Annotated in this window: 23 protein-coding genes; all 23 read right to left on the bottom strand. The window is 62.8% G+C overall.

What is annotated here, in order from left to right:
* Positions 1 to 12: 12 nt before the first annotated feature.
* The gene (locus FGK63_RS11165) at positions 13 to 1,554 is read right to left on the bottom strand and encodes an NADH-quinone oxidoreductase subunit M (RefSeq protein WP_138842161.1); all 1,542 of its coding nucleotides are present in this window, start codon (positions 1,552 to 1,554) and stop codon (positions 13 to 15) included.
* Positions 1,554 to 3,743, bottom strand: coding sequence for an NADH-quinone oxidoreductase subunit L (gene nuoL, locus FGK63_RS11160; protein WP_138842159.1), 2,190 nt, complete (start codon positions 3,741 to 3,743; stop codon positions 1,554 to 1,556). The genes FGK63_RS11165 and nuoL overlap by 1 nt, the downstream gene beginning before the upstream one ends.
* Before the next feature lie 6 nt (positions 3,744 to 3,749).
* Entirely contained in the window at positions 3,750 to 4,055 is a 306-nt protein-coding gene (gene nuoK, locus FGK63_RS11155; RefSeq protein WP_005984024.1) for an NADH-quinone oxidoreductase subunit NuoK, read from the bottom strand.
* Between the two features lie 4 nt (positions 4,056 to 4,059).
* A complete protein-coding gene (locus FGK63_RS11150) occupies positions 4,060 to 4,662 on the bottom strand; it encodes an NADH-quinone oxidoreductase subunit J (RefSeq protein ID WP_138842157.1) in 603 nt (200 codons plus the stop codon).
* Positions 4,659 to 5,069, bottom strand: a complete 411-nt coding sequence (locus FGK63_RS11145; RefSeq protein WP_138842155.1) for a carboxymuconolactone decarboxylase family protein — start codon at positions 5,067 to 5,069, stop codon at positions 4,659 to 4,661. The genes FGK63_RS11150 and FGK63_RS11145 overlap by 4 nt, the downstream gene beginning before the upstream one ends.
* Positions 5,066 to 5,560 carry an NADH-quinone oxidoreductase subunit NuoI gene (gene nuoI, locus FGK63_RS11140; RefSeq protein WP_138842153.1) on the bottom strand — a complete coding sequence of 165 codons (495 nt, stop codon included), beginning with the start codon at positions 5,558 to 5,560 and terminating at the stop codon, positions 5,066 to 5,068. The genes FGK63_RS11145 and nuoI overlap by 4 nt, the downstream gene beginning before the upstream one ends.
* Positions 5,561 to 5,562: 2 nt before the next feature.
* Positions 5,563 to 6,600 carry an NADH-quinone oxidoreductase subunit NuoH gene (gene nuoH, locus FGK63_RS11135; protein WP_138842151.1) on the bottom strand — a complete coding sequence of 346 codons (1,038 nt, stop codon included), beginning with the start codon at positions 6,598 to 6,600 and terminating at the stop codon, positions 5,563 to 5,565.
* 240 nt (positions 6,601 to 6,840) lie between these two features.
* Positions 6,841 to 8,862: an NADH-quinone oxidoreductase subunit NuoG gene (gene nuoG, locus FGK63_RS11130; RefSeq protein ID WP_138842149.1), complete on the bottom strand. Its 2,022-nt coding sequence runs from the start codon at positions 8,860 to 8,862 to the stop codon at positions 6,841 to 6,843.
* A 5-nt stretch (positions 8,863 to 8,867) separates the two neighbouring features.
* Positions 8,868 to 9,221, bottom strand: a complete 354-nt coding sequence (locus FGK63_RS11125; protein WP_138842340.1) for a DUF5333 domain-containing protein — start codon at positions 9,219 to 9,221, stop codon at positions 8,868 to 8,870.
* 149 nt (positions 9,222 to 9,370) lie between these two features.
* Complete coding sequence (locus FGK63_RS11120) at positions 9,371 to 9,700, bottom strand: hypothetical protein (protein WP_246044009.1); 330 nt, start codon at positions 9,698 to 9,700, stop codon at positions 9,371 to 9,373.
* A 65-nt stretch (positions 9,701 to 9,765) separates the two neighbouring features.
* Positions 9,766 to 10,182, bottom strand: a complete 417-nt coding sequence (locus tag FGK63_RS11115) for an MAPEG family protein (RefSeq protein WP_138842147.1) — start codon at positions 10,180 to 10,182, stop codon at positions 9,766 to 9,768.
* Positions 10,183 to 10,187: 5 nt separating this feature from the next.
* Entirely contained in the window at positions 10,188 to 11,486 is a 1,299-nt protein-coding gene (nuoF, locus tag FGK63_RS11110; RefSeq protein ID WP_138842145.1) for an NADH-quinone oxidoreductase subunit NuoF, read from the bottom strand.
* Between the two features lie 7 nt (positions 11,487 to 11,493).
* The gene (locus FGK63_RS11105; protein WP_138842143.1) at positions 11,494 to 11,721 is read right to left on the bottom strand and encodes a DUF5337 domain-containing protein; all 228 of its coding nucleotides are present in this window, start codon (positions 11,719 to 11,721) and stop codon (positions 11,494 to 11,496) included.
* Between the two features lie 100 nt (positions 11,722 to 11,821).
* Positions 11,822 to 12,928 (bottom strand): NADH-quinone oxidoreductase subunit E, encoded by a 1,107-nt coding sequence (locus FGK63_RS11100; protein WP_138842141.1) that lies wholly within the window; start codon positions 12,926 to 12,928, stop codon positions 11,822 to 11,824.
* A complete protein-coding gene (locus tag FGK63_RS11095; protein WP_138842336.1) occupies positions 12,928 to 14,142 on the bottom strand; it encodes an NADH-quinone oxidoreductase subunit D in 1,215 nt (404 codons plus the stop codon). The genes FGK63_RS11100 and FGK63_RS11095 overlap by 1 nt, the downstream gene beginning before the upstream one ends.
* A 78-nt stretch (positions 14,143 to 14,220) precedes the next feature.
* On the bottom strand, positions 14,221 to 14,358 hold the full coding sequence (locus FGK63_RS20750; protein WP_171052626.1) for a hypothetical protein: 138 nt from the start codon (positions 14,356 to 14,358) through the stop codon (positions 14,221 to 14,223).
* A 1-nt stretch (position 14,359) separates the two neighbouring features.
* Positions 14,360 to 14,533: a hypothetical protein gene (locus FGK63_RS20745; protein WP_171052625.1), complete on the bottom strand. Its 174-nt coding sequence runs from the start codon at positions 14,531 to 14,533 to the stop codon at positions 14,360 to 14,362.
* Positions 14,533 to 15,138, bottom strand: a complete 606-nt coding sequence (locus FGK63_RS11090; protein ID WP_138842139.1) for an NADH-quinone oxidoreductase subunit C — start codon at positions 15,136 to 15,138, stop codon at positions 14,533 to 14,535. The genes FGK63_RS20745 and FGK63_RS11090 overlap by 1 nt, the downstream gene beginning before the upstream one ends.
* A 12-nt stretch (positions 15,139 to 15,150) precedes the next feature.
* Positions 15,151 to 15,684, bottom strand: a complete 534-nt coding sequence (locus FGK63_RS11085) for a NuoB/complex I 20 kDa subunit family protein (protein ID WP_138842137.1) — start codon at positions 15,682 to 15,684, stop codon at positions 15,151 to 15,153.
* A complete protein-coding gene (locus FGK63_RS11080) occupies positions 15,675 to 16,040 on the bottom strand; it encodes an NADH-quinone oxidoreductase subunit A (RefSeq protein WP_138842135.1) in 366 nt (121 codons plus the stop codon). Before FGK63_RS11080 ends, FGK63_RS11085 begins: the two co-directional genes overlap by 10 nt.
* Positions 16,041 to 16,226: 186 nt before the next feature.
* Positions 16,227 to 17,015 (bottom strand): crotonase/enoyl-CoA hydratase family protein, encoded by a 789-nt coding sequence (locus FGK63_RS11075; RefSeq protein ID WP_138842133.1) that lies wholly within the window; start codon positions 17,013 to 17,015, stop codon positions 16,227 to 16,229.
* Positions 17,016 to 17,024: 9 nt separating this feature from the next.
* Positions 17,025 to 17,879, bottom strand: a complete 855-nt coding sequence (locus tag FGK63_RS11070; RefSeq protein ID WP_138842131.1) for a hydroxymethylglutaryl-CoA lyase — start codon at positions 17,877 to 17,879, stop codon at positions 17,025 to 17,027.
* Between the two features lie 84 nt (positions 17,880 to 17,963).
* Positions 17,964 to 19,895 carry an acetyl/propionyl/methylcrotonyl-CoA carboxylase subunit alpha gene (locus FGK63_RS11065; RefSeq protein ID WP_138842129.1) on the bottom strand — a complete coding sequence of 644 codons (1,932 nt, stop codon included), beginning with the start codon at positions 19,893 to 19,895 and terminating at the stop codon, positions 17,964 to 17,966.
* Positions 19,896 to 19,898: the final 3 nt, after the last annotated feature.

The raw sequence follows: 19,898 nt of genomic DNA, 5'->3' as shown, positions 1-19,898 counted from the left end.
TCCAAAGCTCCCTTAATGCGAGGCGAACTGGGTCGCGGCCTCGGCCGCGGCCAGGGCCGTGTCATAGTTCGAAATCAGTGCGGCGGTGGAATTGCCGATCACGTCGGTCACCAGAGATGGGTAGACGCCAAGCAGGATGGTCATGACGACCAGCGGCGCAAAGACCAGACGTTCGCGTGCACTCATGTCGGTGATCGACTTGAGGCTTTCCTTGATCAGGTCACCGAACACGACCCGGCGATAGAGCCAGAGCGCATAGCCGGCCGAGAAGATTACGCCCGAAGCGGCAACGGCGGTCACCCAGGTATTGACCTGGAAGGCGCCCATCAGCGTCAGGAATTCACCGATGAAGCCCGACGTTCCCGGCAGGCCCACATTGGCCATGGTGAACAGCATGAAGACCAGCGCATAGGCGGGCATCCGGATCACGAGGCCGCCATAAGCCTCGATGTCGCGGGTGTGCATCCGGTCATAGATCACACCGACGATAAGGAAGAGCGCCGCCGAGATGAAGCCGTGGCTGAGCATCTGGAAGATGGCCCCGTCCACGCCCTGCTGGTTTGCGGCGAAGATGCCCATGGTCACGAACCCCATGTGGGCGACCGAGGAATAGGCGATCAGCTTCTTCATGTCCTCCTGCACCAGCGCCACCAGCGAGGTGTAGACGACCGCGATGGCCGACATCCACAGCACCACGTCGGTCATCACCGCCGAGCCGACCGGGAACATCGGCAGGCTGAAGCGCAGGAAACCGTAGCCGCCCATCTTCAGCAGGATCGCGGCCAGCACGACCGAACCGGCGGTGGGCGCCTGCACGTGCGCATCCGGAAGCCAGGTATGCACCGGCCACATCGGCATCTTCACCGCGAAGCTGGCGAAGAAGGCGAGGAACATCAGCGTCTGCATGCCGCCGACGATGTAGACGCCCAGCACGCTGAACCCTTCGGACGAGAACTGATGGCTCATCAGCGCCTCGATGTCGGTGGTGCCCGCATCGGCATACATCGCCACCATCGCCACCAGCATCAGCACCGAACCGAGGAAGGTGTAGAGGAAGAATTTGAAGCTGGCATAGATGCGGTCCTTGCCGCCCCAGACGCCGATGATCAGGAACATCGGTATGAGGCCCGCTTCGAAGAACAGGTAGAACAGCACCAGATCCAGCGCCATGAAGACGCCCAGCATCAGGGTCTCGAGCATCAGGAAGGCGATCATGTATTCCTTGACGCGGTCCGTGACCTGCCAACTGGCCAGGATGGTCAGCGGCATGATGAACGTGGTCAGCAGCACGAAGAGAACGCTGATGCCATCCACGCCCATCTTGTATTTCAGACCCATGAGCCATTTGCCCTCTTCCACCATCTGGAAGCCGGTGTTGGACGGGTCGAAATCCGTGTAGATGCCGATGGAGACCAGGAAGGTCACGGTGGTGGCGACCAGCGCCACCCATTTAGCGTTGCGCTGCGCGGCGGCGTCCTCACCCCGCAGGAACAGCGCCAGGATCAGCGCCGCCAGCGCGGGGATGAAGGTGACTATGGAAAGAATATTGTCCATCAGTGCGCGCCTCCGCCGATCGACATCCAGGTGACCAGGGCAGCGATGCCGAGGACCATCCAGAAGGCGTAAGTAAAGATGTACCCCGTCTGCGCCTTGCCTGCGAGGCGGGTGAAGAAGGGAACAACGCCCATGGCCACTCCGTTGAGGAAGCCGTCGATCGTATTGCCGTCGCCGCGCTTCCACAGGAACCGCCCCAGCGCGATCGTGGGCTTGACGAAGACCGCGTCATAGATCTCGTCGAAATACCACTTGTTCTTCAGGAACAGGTACAGCGGCCGCTGGTTCTCGGCCAGGCGGACCGGCAGCTTCGGGTTCACGATGTAGAAGAGATAGGCCAGCGCAAACCCGAGCACCATTGCGATGAAGGGTGATACCTTGACCCATTTCGGAGCCGCGTGGGCATCGTCCAGAACGTGGTTGTCCGGCGCGATATAGATCCCGCCCTCACCCGGCTTGCCCGCAAACACGTAGTGGTGTTCGCCTTCGGCCGCGGCATCGCTATGCCCCGCATCGGCGGTGGCCTCGCCATGGCCCTCGTCGGTGGCGGCATGCGTGGCCTCATCGCCGTGGCCGCCTTCGGCCTGGGCCGCCTCTTTGCCGTGACCGGTGGTGGATTCGGCGCCATGTGCTTCGGCCTCGCCGTGCTCGGCGGCCTCGGCCATCGGGATGCCGTAGAACTTGCCGACCTGATCCGCATGACCGAAGAACTGGCTGTACCAGATCATACCGGAAAAGACCGCCCCCAGCGACAGGGCGCCAAGCGGTACCAGCATGGTCATCGGGCTTTCATGCGCGTGTTCGTGGGTGTGCTTGTCGCCCCGCTCCTCGCCATAGAAGGTCAGGAAGATCAGCCGCCACGAATAGAAAGACGTGAAGGCGGCTGCGATCACCAACAGCCAGAACCCGTAGCCGGAACCGCCTGCATAGGCGCTTTCGATGATCGCGTCCTTGCTGAGGAACCCGGCGAAGCCGATGGTTGTCAGCGGAATGCCGACGCCGGTGATGGCCAGCGTGCCGATCATCATGGCCCAGAACGTATAGGGAATACGCTTGCGCAGTCCGCCGTAGTTCGTCATGTCCTGCTCGTGGTGCATCGCGTGGATGACCGAGCCCGCGCCAAGGAACAGCAGCGCCTTGAAGAAGGCGTGGGTAAGCAGGTGGAACATCGCCGCCGAATACATGCCCACGCCCGCAGCCACGAACATATAGCCCAGCTGCGAACAGGTCGAATAGGCGATCACGCGCTTGATGTCATTCTGCACCAGACCCACGGTCGCCGCGAAGAATGCTGTGCTGGCGCCCAGCACCGTCACGAAAGCGGCCGCGCCGGGAGCGAATTCATAGAGCGGCGACATGCGGCAGACCAGGAACACGCCCGCGGTCACCATGGTCGCGGCATGGATCAGTGCCGAAACGGGCGTCGGACCTTCCATCGCGTCCGGAAGCCAGGTGTGCAGGATAAGCTGTGCCGACTTGCCCATCGCGCCGATGAAAAGCAGCACACAGACCACCTCGACCGAGGTCCACTCGCCCCACAGGAAGGTCAGTTGGCTTTCGGCCAGCGACGGCGCCGCGGCGAACACGTCCGACAGGTTGATGCTGTCGGTCAGGAAGAACAGCGCGAAGATCCCCAGCGCAAATCCGAAGTCGCCGACCCGGTTTACGATGAACGCCTTGATCGCAGCGGCATTGGCCGTCGGTTTGCGGTAGTAGAACCCGATCAGCAGGTAGGATGCCACGCCGACGCCTTCCCAGCCAAAGAACATCTGCACCAGATTGTCCGAGGTCACGAGCATCAGCATCGCGAAGGTGAAGAAGCTGAGATACGCAAAGAAGCGCGGCTTGTAGCTTTCACCCTCGCGCCATTGCGGGTCGTGATCCATGTAGCCGAAGGAATACAGGTGCACGAGCGCCGAAACCGTGGTCACCACGATCAGCATGATTGCAGTCAGCCGGTCCAGACGGATGGCCCACGAGGTCGACAGCGAGCCGCTTTCGATCCAGCGCATCACCTCGATCTGCTGGGTCTGGCCGTCGAAGGTGAAGAACACCAGCCAGCTCAGGATACAGGCGAGGAACAGCAGGCCTGTGGCCGTCCACAACGCGGCCTTCTCTCCGATGAATTTCCAGCCGAACCCGCAGAGTATGGCGCCCACCAACGGGGCAAAAAGGATGGTTGTTTCCATGGTCCCTTACCCCTTCATCATGTTGACGTCTTCCACCGCGATCGTGCCGCGGTTGCGGAAGAAGCAGACCAGGATGGCCAGGCCGATGGCGGCCTCGGCGGCGGCGACCGTCAGCACGAAGAGCGTGAAGACCTGCCCGACCAGGTCGCCGAGAAAGCTCGAGAACGCAACAAGGTTGATGTTCACCGCCAGCAGCATCAGTTCGATGCTCATCAGCAGGATGATGACGTTCTTGCGGTTCAGGAAGAGACCGAAGATACCGATGACGAACAGCGTCGCCGCGACGGTTAGGTAATGTTCAAGTCCGATCATCGTCTCAAAGCCCCTGCCCCGGTTTCACGTCCTTCAGTTCCATCGCCTTGGCCGGATCGCGCATCATCTGGGCGATGATGTCCTGACGCTTGATGTCCCTGCGGTGGCGCATGGACAGCACGATGGCGCCGATCATCGCGACCAGCAGGATAAGGCCCGCCAGTTGGAACAGAAGGAAGTATTGATCATAAAGGATGAGGCCAAGCGCCTCGGTGTTGTGGCGGTCCACCGGAACCGGTTGCGCCAGCTGTTCGGCGGCGCCGTGCGCGCTTTCCCATGCGCCATAGGCCATGACGAACTGCATCAGGATCACCAGACCGATCAGCAAGGCCAGCGGCATGTAGCGCGCCATCTCGGCCTTCAGCTCGGCAAAATCCACATCCAGCATCATCACGACGAAGAGGAACAGCACCGCAACCGCACCGACATAGACGATCACCAGCAGCATCGCGACGAATTCCGCGCCCAGCAGAACGAACAGCCCCGCCGACGAGATGAAGGCGAGAATCAGCCACAGCACCGAATGCACAGGTTGCCTGCTGATCACGGTGAACAGCCCTCCGGTGATCGTACTTATGGCAAAGAGGTAGAAGGCAAATACGCTCATTGGTCGTCGTCCTCTTGTTCGCCCATGGCCTCCTGCGCCAGTTCCAGCGCGCGGGTCATGGCCGGAATGCCGGCAAACACCGACATCTGACCGATCGTCTCAACGATCTCTTGTTTCTTGGCGCCCGCCTCGATGGCGTGCCGCACGGTCTGGCGCACCGCGGTATCGGCCTGGGCGCCCTGCATTGTCAGCCCCGCCAGCGTCAGCAGCAGCCGGGTCTTGGCGTCCAGCCCGTCCTTGTTGACTGCGTTGCCGAACATCATCTCCATGACCTCTTTGGGCATGGTCGGCCACAACGCCTCGAACCCTTTGGGCGAAAAGCTTTCGAGACCCGGGTTGAACGCCTTGGCCATCTCTTGTGCCTGCTTGAGCATCTGCTCGAACGGATTTTTCGGCGCGTCGGTCATCGGTAGGGCGCGTCCATTTCCAGGTTGCGGGCGATTTCGGCCTCCCAGCGTTCGCCGTTCGAAAGGAGCTTTTCCTTGTCATAGAACAGTTCTTCGCGGGTTTCGGTGGCGAATTCGAAGTTCGGACCTTCGACGATGGCATCGACTGGGCAAGCCTCCTGGCAGAAGCCGCAATAGATGCACTTGGTCATGTCGATGTCGTAACGCGTGGTGCGGCGGCTGCCATCCGCGCGCGGTTCCGCGTCGATGGTGATGGCCTGCGCCGGGCAGATCGCCTCGCAAAGCTTGCAGGCGATGCAGCGCTCCTCGCCGTTGGGATAGCGACGCAGGGCGTGCTCACCGCGGAATCGGGGCGAAAGCGGGCCCTTTTCGTGCGGGTAGTTCACCGTTGCCTTGGGGGCGAAGAAGTACTTCATCCCAAGCTTGAAGCCGACCCAGAAGTCCTGGAGCAGGAAGTACTTGGCCGCGCGGGTGTAGTCGATGTTTGCCATTGTCAGCCTCCAACGCTCCAGCGGGTGAAGATGCCCCAGAACCATTCGAATTTCGCCGCGAAGGAAACGAAGACGACCCAGGCCAGCGAGAAGGGAAGGAACACTTTCCAGCCCAGCCGCATCAGCTGGTCATAGCGGTAGCGGGGGGTGATCGCCTTGACCATCGCGAAGAGGAAGAAGAAGAACGCCATCTTGCCGACCATCCACAGCACACCGTCCGGCAGACCCGGGATGGGCGATAGCCAGCCGCCGAAGAACAGCAAGGTCGTCAGGGCGCACATCAGGAAGATGGCGATGTACTCTCCGGCCATGAACAGCAGGAACGGCGTCGCCGAGTATTCCACCTGATAGCCCGCCACCAGTTCCGATTCTGCTTCGGGCAGGTCGAAGGGTGGGCGGTTGGTCTCGGCCAGGGCCGAGATGAAGAACAGGAAGACCATCGGGAAATGCGGCAGCCAGTACCATCCGAAGAAGCCCCAGCCGGTATCCTGCGCATGCACGATCTGGCCGAAGTTCATCGAGCCGGTCGAGATGATCACGCCGATGATGATCAGGCCGATCGAAACCTCGTACGAGATCATCTGCGCGGCTGAACGCAGCGATCCCAGAAACGGGTATTTCGAGTTCGACGCCCATCCGCCCATGATCACTCCGTATACCTCGAGCGAAGAGACCGCGAAGACATAAAGGATTGCTACGTTGATGTCTGACAGGACCCAACCATCGTTGAACGGGATCACCGCCCAGGCGATCATCGCCAGCACGAAAGACGTGAGCGGAGCGAGGATGAATACCGTGCGGTCGGCGCCGGCCGGAATGACGACTTCCTTGACCACGTATTTCAGCGCGTCGGCCACCGATTGCAGCAGGCCATAGACGCCCACCACGTTGGGGCCGCGGCGCATCTGGACCGCCGCCCAGATCTTGCGGTCGCCATAGACCAGAAACAGAAGCGAGATCATCACAAAGGCAACGACTGCAAGCACTTGCGCCAGGATGATCGCGGCGATGCCGACTGGGGTGTTAAAGAATTCAGCCATTGGTCCTCACACCGTGGGTATTCCGTTTTCCGCGCGCCTCGCGACCGGGCGAAAGACGACCGGCCCGCAATTCCTGCGGTTGGGATGGCGAGTTGGTGTAAACAGCATCCGCTGTCCATGCGCCACCCTTTTTGTACAAATTCACATGCAGGGCATACGCACCGCTCCGGCCCCCGTCGGCAAACGGTGCCAGTTCCGCGGGCGCAGCCGCGGCAAAAGGCGATATGATGGCCTGCAGGGTCATTCCGCCGCGATCTTTTCCGCACCGCGCGCCTTGGCCTGCGCCGAGAGTTCAGCCATCAGCTGAGAGGCCCGCGCGATTGGGTTGGTCAGGTAGAAATCCTTGACCGCATAGCGGAACGAGGCCTGCCCCAGCGCACCGGCGTCCAGCGCCTGTAATTCGTTCTCGACAACTTCGTCGATCCTGGCCAGATGCGGGACGGCCTCGACCAGCTTCTTCCGAAGCTGCGCCAACGAGTCATAGGGCAGCGCAGCGCCCAGTTCCGCCGACAGGGCGCGCAGAATTGCCCAGTTTTCCTTCGCCTCGCCGGGCGCGAAGCCTGCGCGCATCGCCAGTTGCGGACGGCCCTCGGTGTTCACGAACAGTCCGTTTTCCTCGGTATAGGCGGCGCCGGGCAGGATCACGTCGGCGCGGTGCGCCCCTCGATCACCGTGGCTGCCCTGGTAAATCACGAATGCGCCTTCGCCGATCTCGACCTCGTCGGCGCCAAGGTTGTAGATGACGTCGGCATCGCTAACCGCTTCCATCCCGCGCTCGTTCGTGGCGTCAACGTCCATGGCGCCCACACGCGACGCGGCGGTATGCAGGATGATCAGGCCGCTTTCGGTATTGGCGGCAATGGACTGCGCGGCGGCCAGCACGGCGGCCCCATCCGCCTCCTGCAAGGCCCCCTGCCCGACGATGACCAGCGACCGCTTGGCCCTGATCTCGTCCGAGCCGCCCATGTCCACGATCTTTTGCAAGGCGGCGCGGTCGTCGCCCGCGTGGTGATATTCGTAGGTCAGATCGACCGCCGGTCCGACAAGCGCCACCTCTGCCCCATGCGACCACGCCTTGCGAATGCGAGAGTTCAGCACCGGCGCCTCGTCGCGCGGGTTGGTGCCGATCAGAAGGATCCGCTCGGCCGTGTCGATATCCTCGATTGCGGCGGTCCCGGCATAGGCGCCCCGATTGCCCGCGGGCAGCTTGGCCCCGTCGGTGCGGCATTCCACGACGCCGCCAAGCCCCTCGATCATCTGCTTGAGCGCAAACGCGGCTTCGGCGGGCGCCAGATCACCGATGATCCCGGCTGGTTTGCCCGCACCCTTCAGCGCCTCGGCGGCCTTGGCCAGCGCCTCGCTCCAGCTGGCCGGGCGCAGCTTGCCGTTGTCGCGCACGTAGGGCTTGTCCAGGCGCTGACGGCGCAGTCCGTCCCAGACGAAACGGGTCTTGTCCGAGATCCATTCCTCGTTAACGCCGTCATGATTGCGCGGCAGGATGCGCATCACTTCGCGCCCCTTGGTATCGACACGGATGTTCGAGCCCAGGGCGTCCATCACGTCGACCGTCTCGGTCTTGGTCAACTCCCAGGGGCGGGCGGTGAAAGCATAGGGCTTGGAGGTCAGCGCCCCCACCGGGCACAGGTCGATGATGTTGCCCTGCAGGTTCGAAACCAGCGTCTCGTTCAGATAGGACGTGATCTCGGCGTCCTCGCCGCGCCCGGTCTGGCCCATCTGGTTGATCCCCGCCACTTCGGTCGTGAAGCGCACGCAGCGGGTGCACGAGATGCAGCGCGTCATGTGCGTTTCGACAAGCGGCCCGAGGTTCAGATCGTCCACCGCGCGTTTGGGCTCGCGATATCGGCTGAAATCCACGCCATAGGCCATCGCCTGATCCTGCAGGTCGCACTCGCCGCCCTGATCGCAGATCGGGCAGTCCAGAGGATGGTTGATCAGCAGGAATTCCATCACACCTTCGCGCGCCTTCTTGACCATGGGCGAATTCGTCTTGACCACCGGCGCCTGACCTTCCGGGCCGGGACGCAGATCACGCACCTGCATGGCGCAGGAGGCCGCCGGTTTCGGGGGCCCGCCAACGACTTCGACCAGGCACATGCGGCAGTTGCCCGCGATCGACAGGCGTTCGTGATAGCAGAAACGCGGCACCTCGACCCCGGCCTGTTCGCAGGCCTGGATCAGGGTCATGGCCCCGTCCACTTCGATCTCTTTGCCGTCGATGTTGATCTTGCGAAGGTCAGACATGGCTTTCAATTCGCCCTCAAATACACGCCGATCGCGCTGTTTCTTTCGATTTCCGCACGCCCCAGCGCGCAGAACGTTTCCGGTTTTTCATAAGTGACGCCACGCTGGGCCAGATACGCTTCGCCCTTGGCCCGCATCCGCGCCTTTTCGGCGTCGGAATCTACGTAGGACCGGATCTCGTCATCCGAGTAACCCAGCTTGTTCGCCTTGGATCGCAACGCCCACATAACACCGATCGCTTTCATCCTGCGCCCCGTGATTTCGTCGCACAGTTCGGAAATCTCTTTTGCGACCGCGATGTAGTAAAGCTCGTCGTCGATCTCCTTGACTTCGCGCAAGGGCGGCTTGGCCTGAACCATCGAGGGAACGAGCAGAAGCAGGGCCAACGAAACAGGCTTTGTGAAGAACGTTGTCACGCGTCTGCACCAGGAAAGGCCCAAGGCGGGCAATCCCGGCCTGCTTCTCAGCGGCGTCAAGGCCGAAGGGCAAGGATATGCGCGACGTCGGTTCATGGCCTCTGACAGGTTCCCGCGAATGTCAGCGTGTTATCGACGATGCGCAGTTGCCGCGGCTCGGTGTCGGGGCCCACCTTCCAGTCGATCCGGGATGTTCCATAGTTTTCAATACAGTACCGTGTACCCGCATGGCGCCCGGCCTCGCGCGCACCGTCAAGCGATGCCGAGACGTCGTCGACCCGCACCGTGAAATCGGCGAGGGTCTTCTTTTTGTCCACGACCTTTGCCTTGGTGCGGAAATAGTGTCCGTCGAAAAGGACCCGGAATTCCTTGCGTTCGCCACACCCCGCCACAAGCGCGGCGACGGCAAACACGCCCAACACGATCTTCGCCTTGGGCAGGACGATACCGCGGACGCTACCGCCCCGTTGGTTTCTATCAATCCCGATCAAAACGCAGCCACCAATGCCATGAGCGCCAGAACGACCATGCAGGCCCAGCCGGCGACGTAGAAAACCGAGCGGATGCCGCTGTGCGGTTTGCCGATACCCTGCAGATGAACCACCAGCATCACGATGCGGCTCACCAAGGCCAAAGTGGCCAGCAGGTTCACCCAGAACGGGCTTGCACCAAGCAGGATGGCCGCCACGGTGACGGCCACGAAAGAAGGCAATGTCTCGGTGCCGTTGAGATAGGCCCGGTTCAGGCGATAAGCCTTGTCCGCGTAGTCCTGTTCGGGCGCCGCGCCCGGCGCCAGCCCTTTGCCCTGCTTGGAAATCGCAGAAAACGGCGATAGGGCCAGAACGATCAGAGTAAAGATCACCAGAGAGGCGATCGCGTGAGAATATTCGGCAAAGGTCTCCATCGGGGTCACTCCGCTGCCATCGCACCCATTCGACCCGACTTCTGGGCCTTGATGCGGTCCTCGATCTCTTCGCGAAAGTTGCGGATCAGGCCTTGGATCGGCCATGCCGCCGCATCGCCGAGCGCGCAGATTGTGTGGCCTTCGACCTGCTTGGTCACGTCGAACAGCATATCGATCTCTTCCAACTCGGCCTCTCCGCGCACCAGGCGGTCCATCACCCGCATCATCCAGCCGGTGCCTTCCCGGCACGGCGTGCATTGGCCGCAACTTTCATGCTTGTAGAACTTGGACAGGCGCCAGATCGCCTTGATGATGTCGGTCGACTTGTCCATCACGATCACCGCCGCGGTGCCAAGGCCCGAGCCCAGTTCGTTCCGCAGATAGTCGAAGTCCATCAGCGCCTCGCGCATGTTCTCGCCGCGCACACAGGGCACCGAGGAACCGCCCGGGATCACCGCCAGCAAGTTGTCCCAACCTCCGCGAATGCCGCCGCAGTGCTTTTCGATCAGTTCCTCGAACGAGATCGACATCGCCTCTTCTACGACGCAAGGGTTGTTGACGTGGCCCGAGACGGCGAAAAGCTTGGTTCCAGCGTTGTTCGGGCGGCCAAAGCCTGCGAACCAGTCGGCGCCACGGCGCAGGATGGTCGGCACAACGGCGATTGATTCCACGTTGTTCACCGTGGTCGGGCAACCGTACAGACCCGCACCGGCCGGGAACGGCGGCTTCATGCGCGGCATGCCTTTCTTACCCTCGAGGCTTTCGATCAGCGCGGTTTCCTCGCCGCAGATATAGGCGCCTGCCCCGTGGTGCAGGAAGAGGTCGAAATCCCAGCCCGATCCGGCGGCGTTCTTGCCCAGAAAGCCCGCGTCATAGGCTTCGTCGATTGCCGCCTGCAGCGCCTCGCGCTCGCGGATGTATTCGCCGCGAATGTAGATGTAGCAGGTATGCGCACTCATTGCGTAAGACGCGATCAGGCAGCCTTCGATCAGCGTGTGCGGATCATGACGCATGATCTCGCGATCCTTGCAGGTTCCGGGCTCGGATTCGTCGGCGTTGACGACCAGATAGGCAGGGCGGCCATCGCTTTCCTTGGGCATGAAGGACCATTTCAGACCGGTCGGAAAGCCGGCGCCGCCGCGCCCGCGCAATCCGGAATCCTTCATCGTCTGGATGATCCAATCCCGCCCCTTGGCCATGAGGTCCGCCGTGCCGTCCCAATGACCCCGGGCTTGCGCGCCTTTCAAGGTGCGCTCGTGCATCCCGTAGATGTTGGTAAAGATCCGGTCCTGATCCTTCAGCATCGCTTGCCTACCTTTGGCTGTCCTGACGCATGCGCCAGAGTTGAAATATGTTGATCACCGCATAGATAAGCCCGGCCAGCGCGGCGAAATCGAAGAGCAGCGCGTATCGTCCCGGCAGGCTCAGTGCGGGCCCAACGAAAAGCGACAGGGCAAGCCAAGCCAGCATGGTCACGGCAATGACCACCCCGATATGACGGCCCTTGCGGGCCATGGCTTGTTCCTTGTCCGTGCTCATCGCTTCCGGTTCATCCCGTCGCCCCCGGTTCCGGGGACGCCCATCAGTCTCGTGTCTCGCGTCCAGCTGTGCCAAACGCGGTTCTCTCGGCCATGCAGGCCTATTCGATCTCTTCGCCCGCCGCCAGCTTGGCCGCCTGCTCGATCCAGCCGTCACGCTCGATCCGGCCCTTGAACGATAACCGCTCGTCGACCCAAGCCACATGCGCAGGGGTCCAGGCCGCGATCTGATCGAAGTGATAAATCCCAAGCCCGTTCAGCTTTTCTTCCAGCTTGGGACCGACGCCCTTGAGCTTCTTAAGATCGTCGGGCTTGCCACCGCGGGCAGCGGTCAGTTTTTCCGGTTCAGCCTCTTCCGTCACTTTTGCGGCCGCGCCTTCCGGCGACGACGGCTCGGCTGCGTCGGACTTCTTTACGGCGGTCTGCTTGACGGCGGGCTTTGGAGCTTCAGGCGCGGCCGGCGGTTTGCCGGATGCCGCCCGACTGGCCGCCTTGCCGTCCTTGTCCAGCCACGGGGTCAGCAGCGGAACTTCGGTTCCGTCGATCCGCTTGACCGTGTCGCCGAGATCGGTGGCAAGCTGCACGCTCGCGTTGTACTTCGTCTTGCCGCTTTCATACTCGGTCAGGCTGGTCAGCCCCTTCAGCGGCTCCGACCCATAGCGCCCGTTCTGCGGACCGGGCACTGGCACCTTGCCGGCGGCCAGATCGTCGATGATCCGGGCAAAAGTCCCGGCCGTCAGATCCTCGTAATAGTCCTTGCCGATCTGCGCCATCGGCGCGTTGGTGCAGGAACCCAGGCATTCCACCTCTTCCCACGAGAACTTGCCGTCAGCGGACACGGTATGCGGCTTGTCCGCTATCTTTTCCCGGCAGACGGCGATCAGGTCCTCGGCCCCGCAGATCATGCAGGAAGTGGTGCCGCAGATCTGGATATGCGCAACGGAACCAACCGGTTGCAGCTGAAACATGAAGTAGAACGATGCCACTTCCAGCGCCCGGATATAGGCCATGTTCAACATGTCGGCGACCTGTTCGATCGCCGGGCGGGACAGCCACCCCTCCTGTTCCTGCGCGCGCCACAGAAGCGGAATGATGGCCGATGCCTGGCGGCCTTCGGGATACTTGGTGATCTGCGCCTCGGCCCAGGCCTGGTTGGCGGGCGTGAAGGCGAAGCTTTCGGGTTGTTCGGGATGCAGACGGCGGAGCATTAGCGGTCGATCTCTCCAAATACGACGTCCATGGTGCCGATGATGGCGGCGACGTCGGCCAGTTGGTGGCCTCTGGCCACATGGTCCATGGCTTGCAGGTGAAGGAACCCCGGCGCGCGCAGCTTGGCGCGGTAGGGCTTGTTGGAGCCGTCGGCGACAAGGTAGACGCCGAACTCGCCCTTGGGCGCCTCGACGGCGGCATAGACCTCGCCCGCAGGCACGTGGAAGCCTTCGGTGTACAGCTTGAAATGATGGATCAGCGCTTCCATCGATGTCTTCATGTCAGACCGGCTGGGCGGCGTGATCTTGCCGCGGGCCAGAATGTCTCCGGGCGTTTCGCGCAGCTTTGCGATGGCCTGCCGGATGATCGAAACCGATTGGCGCATTTCTTCCATGCGGACCAGATAGCGGTCGTAGCAGTCGCCGTTCTTGCCCACGGGGATCTGGAATTCGAACTCGTCATAGCATTCATAGGGCTGCGCACGCCGCAGATCCCAAGCAAGGCCCGAGCCGCGCACCATCACGCCGGAAAATCCGTATTTCTGAATGTCGTCCTCGGTCACCACGCCGATATCGCAGTTGCGCTGCTTGAAGATGCGGTTTTCCGAAAGCAGGCCGTCAATATCGTCCAGCACCTTCGGGAACTCGTGGCTCCAGGACTCGATGTCGTCGATCAGTGCATCGGGCAGATCCTGGTGCACCCCGCCGGGGCGGAAATAGGCCGCGTGCAGGCGCGCGCCGCAGGCCCGCTCATAGAACACCATCAGCTTTTCGCGCTCTTCGAAACCCCAAAGCGGCGGCGTCAGCGCGCCCACGTCCATGGCTTGCGTGGTCACATTGAGCAGGTGGTTCAGGACCCGGCCGATCTCGGAGTAGAGAACCCGGATCAATGAGGCGCGGCGTGGTACCTCGACCCCGGTCAGCTTTTCGATCGCCAGGCACCAGGCGTGTTCCTGGTTCATCGGCGCCACATAGTCGAGCCGGTCGAAATAGGGCAGGTTCTGCAGGTAGGTGCGGCTTTCCATCAGCTTTTCGGTGCCGCGGTGCAGCAGTCCGATATGAGGATCGCAACGCTCGACGATCTCGCCGTCCAGTTCAAGCACCAGACGCAGCACACCGTGGGCTGCCGGGTGCTGGGGGCCGAAGTTGATGTTGAAGTTGCGGATCTTCTGTTCGCCCGTCAGAACGTCGTCGAAGCCCTTGCCGCCATCCATCATCGTGTCTCTCCTGTCCGGGGACGTCCCCGGCTGATTCATTCGCACCGGGCGCAATCGGCCCGGCAATCGGGGACGTCAGCGCCGTCCCGTCCCGTCCTTTTCCACCCCGGCCCGAACGCGGACCCGATCCGCCTCCGCCGTCTTGACGGCGGCCCCGGCCAGCAACATCCCCAGAGTACCCAAGGCGGCCAGTTCGCCCAGCAAGGTCAGCATCTCAGCGGCGCTCCAGTTCCTGCAGCTTGATCCCCATCCACCACAGCAGCGCAATCGTGCCGAAAGGGATCAGACAGGCCAGAGCCCAGTATTTGTTGATCCCGAAGAACGGCAGCAGCTTGACCATCGGGATGATGGTCAGCGCCGAAAGGATCAGCCACCAGATGCCTCCCATCACTTGCTCTCCTGTTTCTCATCCCCCGGCAGAATGTAGTTTGCTCCCTCCCAGGGGCTCATGAAGTCGAATTGACGGTATTCCTGCACCAGCGTGACCGGCTCGTAGACGACGCGCTTCTGCGCCTCGTCATAGCGCACCTCGGTATAGCCGGTGGTGGGGAAGTCCTTGCGCAGCGGATAGCCGCGAAAGCCATAATCGGTGAGGATTCGGCGCAGGTCGGGATGCCCCGAGAACAGGATTCCGAACATGTCGAACACCTCGCGCTCGAACCAGTTGGCCGAGGGATGGACGCTTTCGATCGACGGCACCATGTCCTCTTCCCGGATCGAAACCCGCAGCCGGATTCGGTGGTTCTGATACATCGATAGGAAGTGGTAGACCACGTCGAACCGCTTGGTCCGCTCCGGGTAATCGACGCCGGTGATGTCCACCAGGCTCGTGAACTTGCAGTTCCGGTCCGTCTTCAGGAACTCCACGAATTCGACCAGGTTGGACGGGGCCACATCCACGTTCAATTCGCCAAAGCTGACGTCCCACGACAGGACGCAATCGGGACGCTTGAGTTCGATATGCGCGCCAAGTTCCTTGAGTGCTTCGCTCATCAGCTTCCCTCCTCAGCGCACGATGGTGCCGGTGCGGCGGATCTTGCGCTGCAGCTGCATCAGGCCATAAAGCAGCGCCTCGGCAGTCGGCGGGCAGCCGGGAACGTAGATGTCCACCGGCACGATGCGGTCGCAGCCGCGCACCACCGAATAGGAATAGTGGTAATAGCCGCCGCCATTGGCGCAGGATCCCATCGAGATCACGTAGCGCGGTTCGGGCATCTGGTCGTAGACCTTGCGCAGCGCCGGGGCCATCTTGTTGGTCAGCGTGCCCGCCACGATCATCACGTCCGATTGGCGCGGGCTGGCGCGCGGAGCGATACCGAACCGTTCCGCGTCGTAGCGCGGCATCGAGGTGTGCATCATTTCGACCGCGCAGCAGGCAAGGCCAAAGGTCATCCAGTGCAACGAGCCCGTGCGGGCCCAGTTGATGATGTCCTCGGTCGAGGTCAGCAGGAACCCCTTGTCCTGCAGTTCGGCGTTCAGGGCCTGGGTGGCGACTTCCTTGTCCACGCCGGCCGTGTTGGACCCGGTCATCACTCCCATTCCAGGGCCCCCTTCTTCCATTCATAGGCGAAGCCGATGGTCAGCACCGCCAGGAAAACCATCATCGACCAGAAGCTCACGTCGCTCAGATCCTTGAAGCTCACCGCCCAGGGAAACAGCATCGCGATTTCGAGGTCGAAGATGATGAACAGGATCGAGACCAGGTAGAACCGGACATCGAACTTCATCCGCGCATCGTCGAATGCGTTGAAACCGCACTCGTAGGCGCTGACCTTTTCGGGATCGGGGTTGCGGACGGCAATGACGACAGCCGCGAGAATCAGGACGATGCCCAAGCCGACGGCCACGGCCAGAAACACCAGGATCGGGAGATATTCCCGCAACAGCTCTTCCACGAGTGGCTCCTTTCCTGCACGCCCTGTTCCGGGCGCGCCGTCAATTGGCGTGTTGACTGGACATTCTCTAGCCGTGCGGGGTCAGAGGGTCAACCGAACAGAAGCGCGCAACGCCGGTTAAATCATCGCACCTGCGCCGCGGAAATTCGGATTGTTTCGCAAACGGTTTCCAATTTGCGCCAGGCGTCAAACCTGACTGCTCCATGCAGGTTTGCGCTTGTCGAAAAAGGCCCCGATCCCTTCGCGCGCCTCGTCGGTTTCCCACCTGTCGACCAGTGCCTGAATCGTGTGGTCGATCACCCCGTCATCGACACGCGGCCCCAGATCGCGCACCAGTTGCTTGGCCGAGGCCACGGCCCCCGGGGCACAGGACAGATATGGCAGCACCTCGGCCTCGACCGCCTCGGCCAGTTGCTCTGCCGGAACTACCTTGGCCAGCAACCCCAGATCCACCGCTTCGGCCGCGTCGAACAGGCGCGCAGACATGAACACCCGCCGCGCGCGCGCTTCACCCATGCGCGCGACGACATAGGGGCCGATCGTCGCGGGGATCAGCCCCAACCGCGTTTCGGTCAAACCCATTTTCAGGCTGTCCACGCCGATCGCGACATCGCAGACCGAGGCGATGCCGACGCCGCCGCCGAATGCGTTGCCCTGCAGCGCGCCGATGACCGGTTTGGGAAGCGTGTTGATGGCCTGCAGCATCTCGGCCAGCTTGCGCGCCTCGACGAAGCGCGTCGCCGGGTCGGCGGCCATCTGATCCTGCATCCAGCCCAGATCGCCGCCCGCGCAGAAGGTCTTTCCGGCGCCGGTCAGGATCACCACCCGAATGGCATCGTCATCGGCCAGCCGCTTTGCCGCGGCGGTAAGATCCGCCAGCATTTGCGCCGACATGGCGTTGTGCTTTTCGGGCCGGTTCAGGGTCAGCGTCGCGACGCCGCGCGCGTCGGTTTCCAAAGCTACCGTTTCAAACATGTCCAATCCTCATCCTGCCCGCATCGTGCGTGCCATTTCCGCGGCTTCCTGCAGCACCGCCGCGTCCAGCTCCGTCTTGTAACCCAGACGTTCAAGATGTGCCGCAACGGCCTCGGTCGCCACATTGCCCGCGGCTCCTGGCGCATAGGGGCAGCCTCCCAACCCGCCGACGGCGGCATCGAACACACGGACGCCCAGCGCCAGGGACGCGTCGATGTTGTCGATCGCCCGCCCGGACGTGTCGTGGAAATGCCCGGCCAGCCGCGTCACCGGAACCCGCTCGCGCACCGCCAACAGCATACGGGCGATCTTGTCAGGTGTTCCCTGCCCGATCGTGTCGCCCAGCGAAATCTCGTAACAGCCAAGGGAGAACAACCGGTCCGCCACCTCGGCCACCTGGCCCGGCGGCGTCGGTCCGTCGTAGGGGCAGTCCGTCACGCACGAGACATAGCCCCGCACCGGCAGGTCGATGTGCCGGGCGGCTTCGAGAATTGGAACGAAACGTTCGATCGATTCCTCGATCGTGGCGTTTATGTTTGCCTTCGAGAACCCCTCGGAGGCCGAAGCAAAGACCGCGATCTCGTCCGCCTGCGCCGCAAGCGCGTCCTCGTAGCCCCGCATGTTCGGCGTCAGGGCGGCATAGCGCACCCCATCGGCCCGTTTGATGCCGGCAAGAACCTCGGCGCTGCCCGCCATCTGCGGCACCCATTTGGGCGAAACGAAGCTTGCCACTTCGATCCGGTTGAAGCCCGCGCGACTCAGGCAATCAACAAGAGCGACCTTTTCCGAGACGGGGATCTCGCGCTTTTCATTCTGCAAGCCGTCGCGCGGCCCCACTTCAAAGATTTCAACCCGTTCGCCCATTCGCGCCACTCCCTCGTCCGCTTTCCGGCCCGGTTACGGAACTCCGACGGGCCGTTGTCTGGCAAGCCCTTTTTTTGGGTTCGCCTATTCCTCTTCCAGCCGCACCAGTGCCGCGCCGGCCTCGACCTGGCTGCCGGCGCTGGCCAAAACTTCGGCCACCACCCCGTCGCGCGCCGCCAGCAGCGAATGCTCCATCTTCATCGCTTCCAGGATGGCAAGCCGGTCGCCTTCCTTCACCGCCTGTCCCTGCTCGGCGAAGACCGCCTTGACCAGACCCGGCATGGGCGCCTCGATCACGTTGGTGTCGCCTGCGGCACCGGCGTCGCGGTCGAGCGGGTCGATCACCTCGAATTCCAGCCCGTAGGCGTCGAACACCGTCACCGTCGATCCGGAAACGGACACTGCCGGCATCGGCTGGCCGCCGACGATCCACTCCCCCTGCCGGCGCTCGGACACGATCCGCGCCTCGCCGACTTGCCAGATCTGGCGGTCGGGTCCTTCGACCTGAACGTCCAGATCGACCGCCTCGCCGCCCCAGGCGACCTGCACCGCCCTGTGCAGCGGGGCCCAGAGGGTGAATCCCGCATCCTCCAACGGCTCGACCAGCCCAAGCGACATCATCGCCGCGGCAACCTTGTGGCGCGGTTCCGGAGCAGGGTCTTGTACGAGTGCATCAATGTCGCGGCCGATCAAGCCGGTATCCACGTCTCCCGACATGAACCCCTGGTGCCGGGCCAGCGCGCCGAGGAAGGCAAGGTTGGTTACGGTTCCGCCGACCTGCGTGTCCTGCAGCGCGCGGCTCAGCGTCGCCAAGGCGACCGCGCGCGTGGGGCCGTGCACGACGACCTTGGCGATCATCGGGTCGTACCACGGGCTGATCGTGTCACCCGCGCGCACGCCGCTGTCCGCGCGGCACTGCCAGGGAAACTCCAGATGCGTCAGGGTGCCGGTTGCGGGCAGGAAACCCTTGGGCACGTCCTCGGCATAAAGCCGCGCTTCGAAGGCGTGACCGTCGATGGTCAGGTCTTCCTGCTGCATCGGCAGGCTTTCGCCCGCCGCCACGCGCAACTGCCATTCCACCAGATCGACTCCGGTGATCGCCTCGGTCACCGGGTGTTCGACCTGCAGGCGCGTGTTCATCTCCATGAACCAGAACCGGTCCGGTCGCAGCCCGTCCGAGGCGTCGACGATGAATTCCACGGTCCCGGCGCCCTTGTAGCCGATAGCCTCGGCCGCCCGCACGCCCGCCTGCCCCATCGCAGCGCGCATTTCCTCGGTCATGCCGGGCGCGGGGGCTTCTTCGATCACCTTCTGGTGCCGGCGCTGCAGCGAGCAGTCGCGTTCGAAAAGGTGTACCGCATGGGTGCCGTCGCCAAAGACCTGGACTTCGATGTGCCGCGGTTTGGCCACGTATTTCTCGACCAGCACCGCGTCATTGCCGAACGCAGTCCTGGCCTCGCCCCGGGCGCTGTCGAGCGCCGAGGCGAAATCCGCCGGTTTCTCGACCAGGCGCATCCCTTTGCCGCCCCCGCCCGCGACGGCCTTGATCAGAACCGGGTAGCCGATCGCATCGGCCGCACCGGACAGATGCTCGGGATCCTGGTTGTCGCCGTGATATCCCGGCACAACCGGCACTCCGGCCTTTTCCATCAACGCCTTGGCGGCGTCCTTGAGCCCCATCTTGCGGATCGCATCCGCCGACGGGCCGATGAAGGTGAGGCCCGCCGCCTCGACCGCTTCGACGAAATCAGGGTTTTCCGACAGGAAGCCGTAACCCGGGTGGATGGCCTGAGCGCCCGTGCGCCTCGCCGCCTCGATGATCGCATCGCCCCTCAGGTAACTCTCGGCCGGGGCCGCGCCGCCGATATGGACGGCTTCGTCGGCCATCGCGACGTGCTTGGCCGAAACGTCGGCATCGGAATAGACCGCGACGCAGGCCACGCCCATGGATTGGGCCGTTTCCATCACGCGGCAGGCGATTTCTCCGCGATTGGCAATCAGGATCTTGTCGAACATGGG

Origin of the sequence: Ruegeria sediminis (genome assembly GCF_005938215.1) — a bacterium.
GTDB classification, from domain to species: Bacteria; Pseudomonadota; Alphaproteobacteria; order Rhodobacterales; family Rhodobacteraceae; genus Ruegeria; species Ruegeria sediminis.
The sequence above is the reverse complement of the archived record's forward strand: the minus strand, read 5'-3'. Positions and strand labels throughout refer to the sequence as shown.

What these genes read in the sequence shown, in the direction of transcription:
- FGK63_RS11165 (WP_138842161.1), bottom strand. Translation starts at nt 1,554, where the DNA reads ATGGACAATATTCTTTCCATAGTCACCTTCATCCCCGCGCTGGCGGCG.
- nuoL (WP_138842159.1), bottom strand. Translation starts at nt 3,743, where the DNA reads ATGGAAACAACCATCCTTTTTGCCCCGTTGGTGGGCGCCATACTCTGC.
- nuoK (WP_005984024.1), bottom strand. Translation starts at nt 4,055, where the DNA reads ATGATCGGACTTGAACATTACCTAACCGTCGCGGCGACGCTGTTCGTC.
- FGK63_RS11150 (WP_138842157.1), bottom strand. Translation starts at nt 4,662, where the DNA reads ATGAGCGTATTTGCCTTCTACCTCTTTGCCATAAGTACGATCACCGGA.
- FGK63_RS11145 (WP_138842155.1), bottom strand. Translation starts at nt 5,069, where the DNA reads ATGACCGACGCGCCGAAAAATCCGTTCGAGCAGATGCTCAAGCAGGCA.
- nuoI (WP_138842153.1), bottom strand. Translation starts at nt 5,560, where the DNA reads ATGGCAAACATCGACTACACCCGCGCGGCCAAGTACTTCCTGCTCCAG.
- nuoH (WP_138842151.1), bottom strand. Translation starts at nt 6,600, where the DNA reads ATGGCTGAATTCTTTAACACCCCAGTCGGCATCGCCGCGATCATCCTG.
- nuoG (WP_138842149.1), bottom strand. Translation starts at nt 8,862, where the DNA reads ATGTCTGACCTTCGCAAGATCAACATCGACGGCAAAGAGATCGAAGTG.
- FGK63_RS11125 (WP_138842340.1), bottom strand. Translation starts at nt 9,221, where the DNA reads ATGGTTCAGGCCAAGCCGCCCTTGCGCGAAGTCAAGGAGATCGACGAC.
- FGK63_RS11115 (WP_138842147.1), bottom strand. Translation starts at nt 10,182, where the DNA reads ATGGAGACCTTTGCCGAATATTCTCACGCGATCGCCTCTCTGGTGATC.
- nuoF (WP_138842145.1), bottom strand. Translation starts at nt 11,486, where the DNA reads ATGCTGAAGGATCAGGACCGGATCTTTACCAACATCTACGGGATGCAC.
- FGK63_RS11105 (WP_138842143.1), bottom strand. Translation starts at nt 11,721, where the DNA reads ATGAGCACGGACAAGGAACAAGCCATGGCCCGCAAGGGCCGTCATATC.
- FGK63_RS11100 (WP_138842141.1), bottom strand. Translation starts at nt 12,928, where the DNA reads ATGCTCCGCCGTCTGCATCCCGAACAACCCGAAAGCTTCGCCTTCACG.
- FGK63_RS11095 (WP_138842336.1), bottom strand. Translation starts at nt 14,142, where the DNA reads ATGGATGGCGGCAAGGGCTTCGACGACGTTCTGACGGGCGAACAGAAG.
- FGK63_RS20750 (WP_171052626.1), bottom strand. Translation starts at nt 14,358, where the DNA reads ATGCTGACCTTGCTGGGCGAACTGGCCGCCTTGGGTACTCTGGGGATG.
- FGK63_RS20745 (WP_171052625.1), bottom strand. Translation starts at nt 14,533, where the DNA reads ATGGGAGGCATCTGGTGGCTGATCCTTTCGGCGCTGACCATCATCCCG.
- FGK63_RS11090 (WP_138842139.1), bottom strand. Translation starts at nt 15,138, where the DNA reads ATGAGCGAAGCACTCAAGGAACTTGGCGCGCATATCGAACTCAAGCGT.
- FGK63_RS11085 (WP_138842137.1), bottom strand. Translation starts at nt 15,684, where the DNA reads ATGGGAGTGATGACCGGGTCCAACACGGCCGGCGTGGACAAGGAAGTC.
- FGK63_RS11075 (WP_138842133.1), bottom strand. Translation starts at nt 17,015, where the DNA reads ATGTTTGAAACGGTAGCTTTGGAAACCGACGCGCGCGGCGTCGCGACG.
- FGK63_RS11070 (WP_138842131.1), bottom strand. Translation starts at nt 17,879, where the DNA reads ATGGGCGAACGGGTTGAAATCTTTGAAGTGGGGCCGCGCGACGGCTTG.
- FGK63_RS11065 (WP_138842129.1), bottom strand. Translation starts at nt 19,895, where the DNA reads ATGTTCGACAAGATCCTGATTGCCAATCGCGGAGAAATCGCCTGCCGC.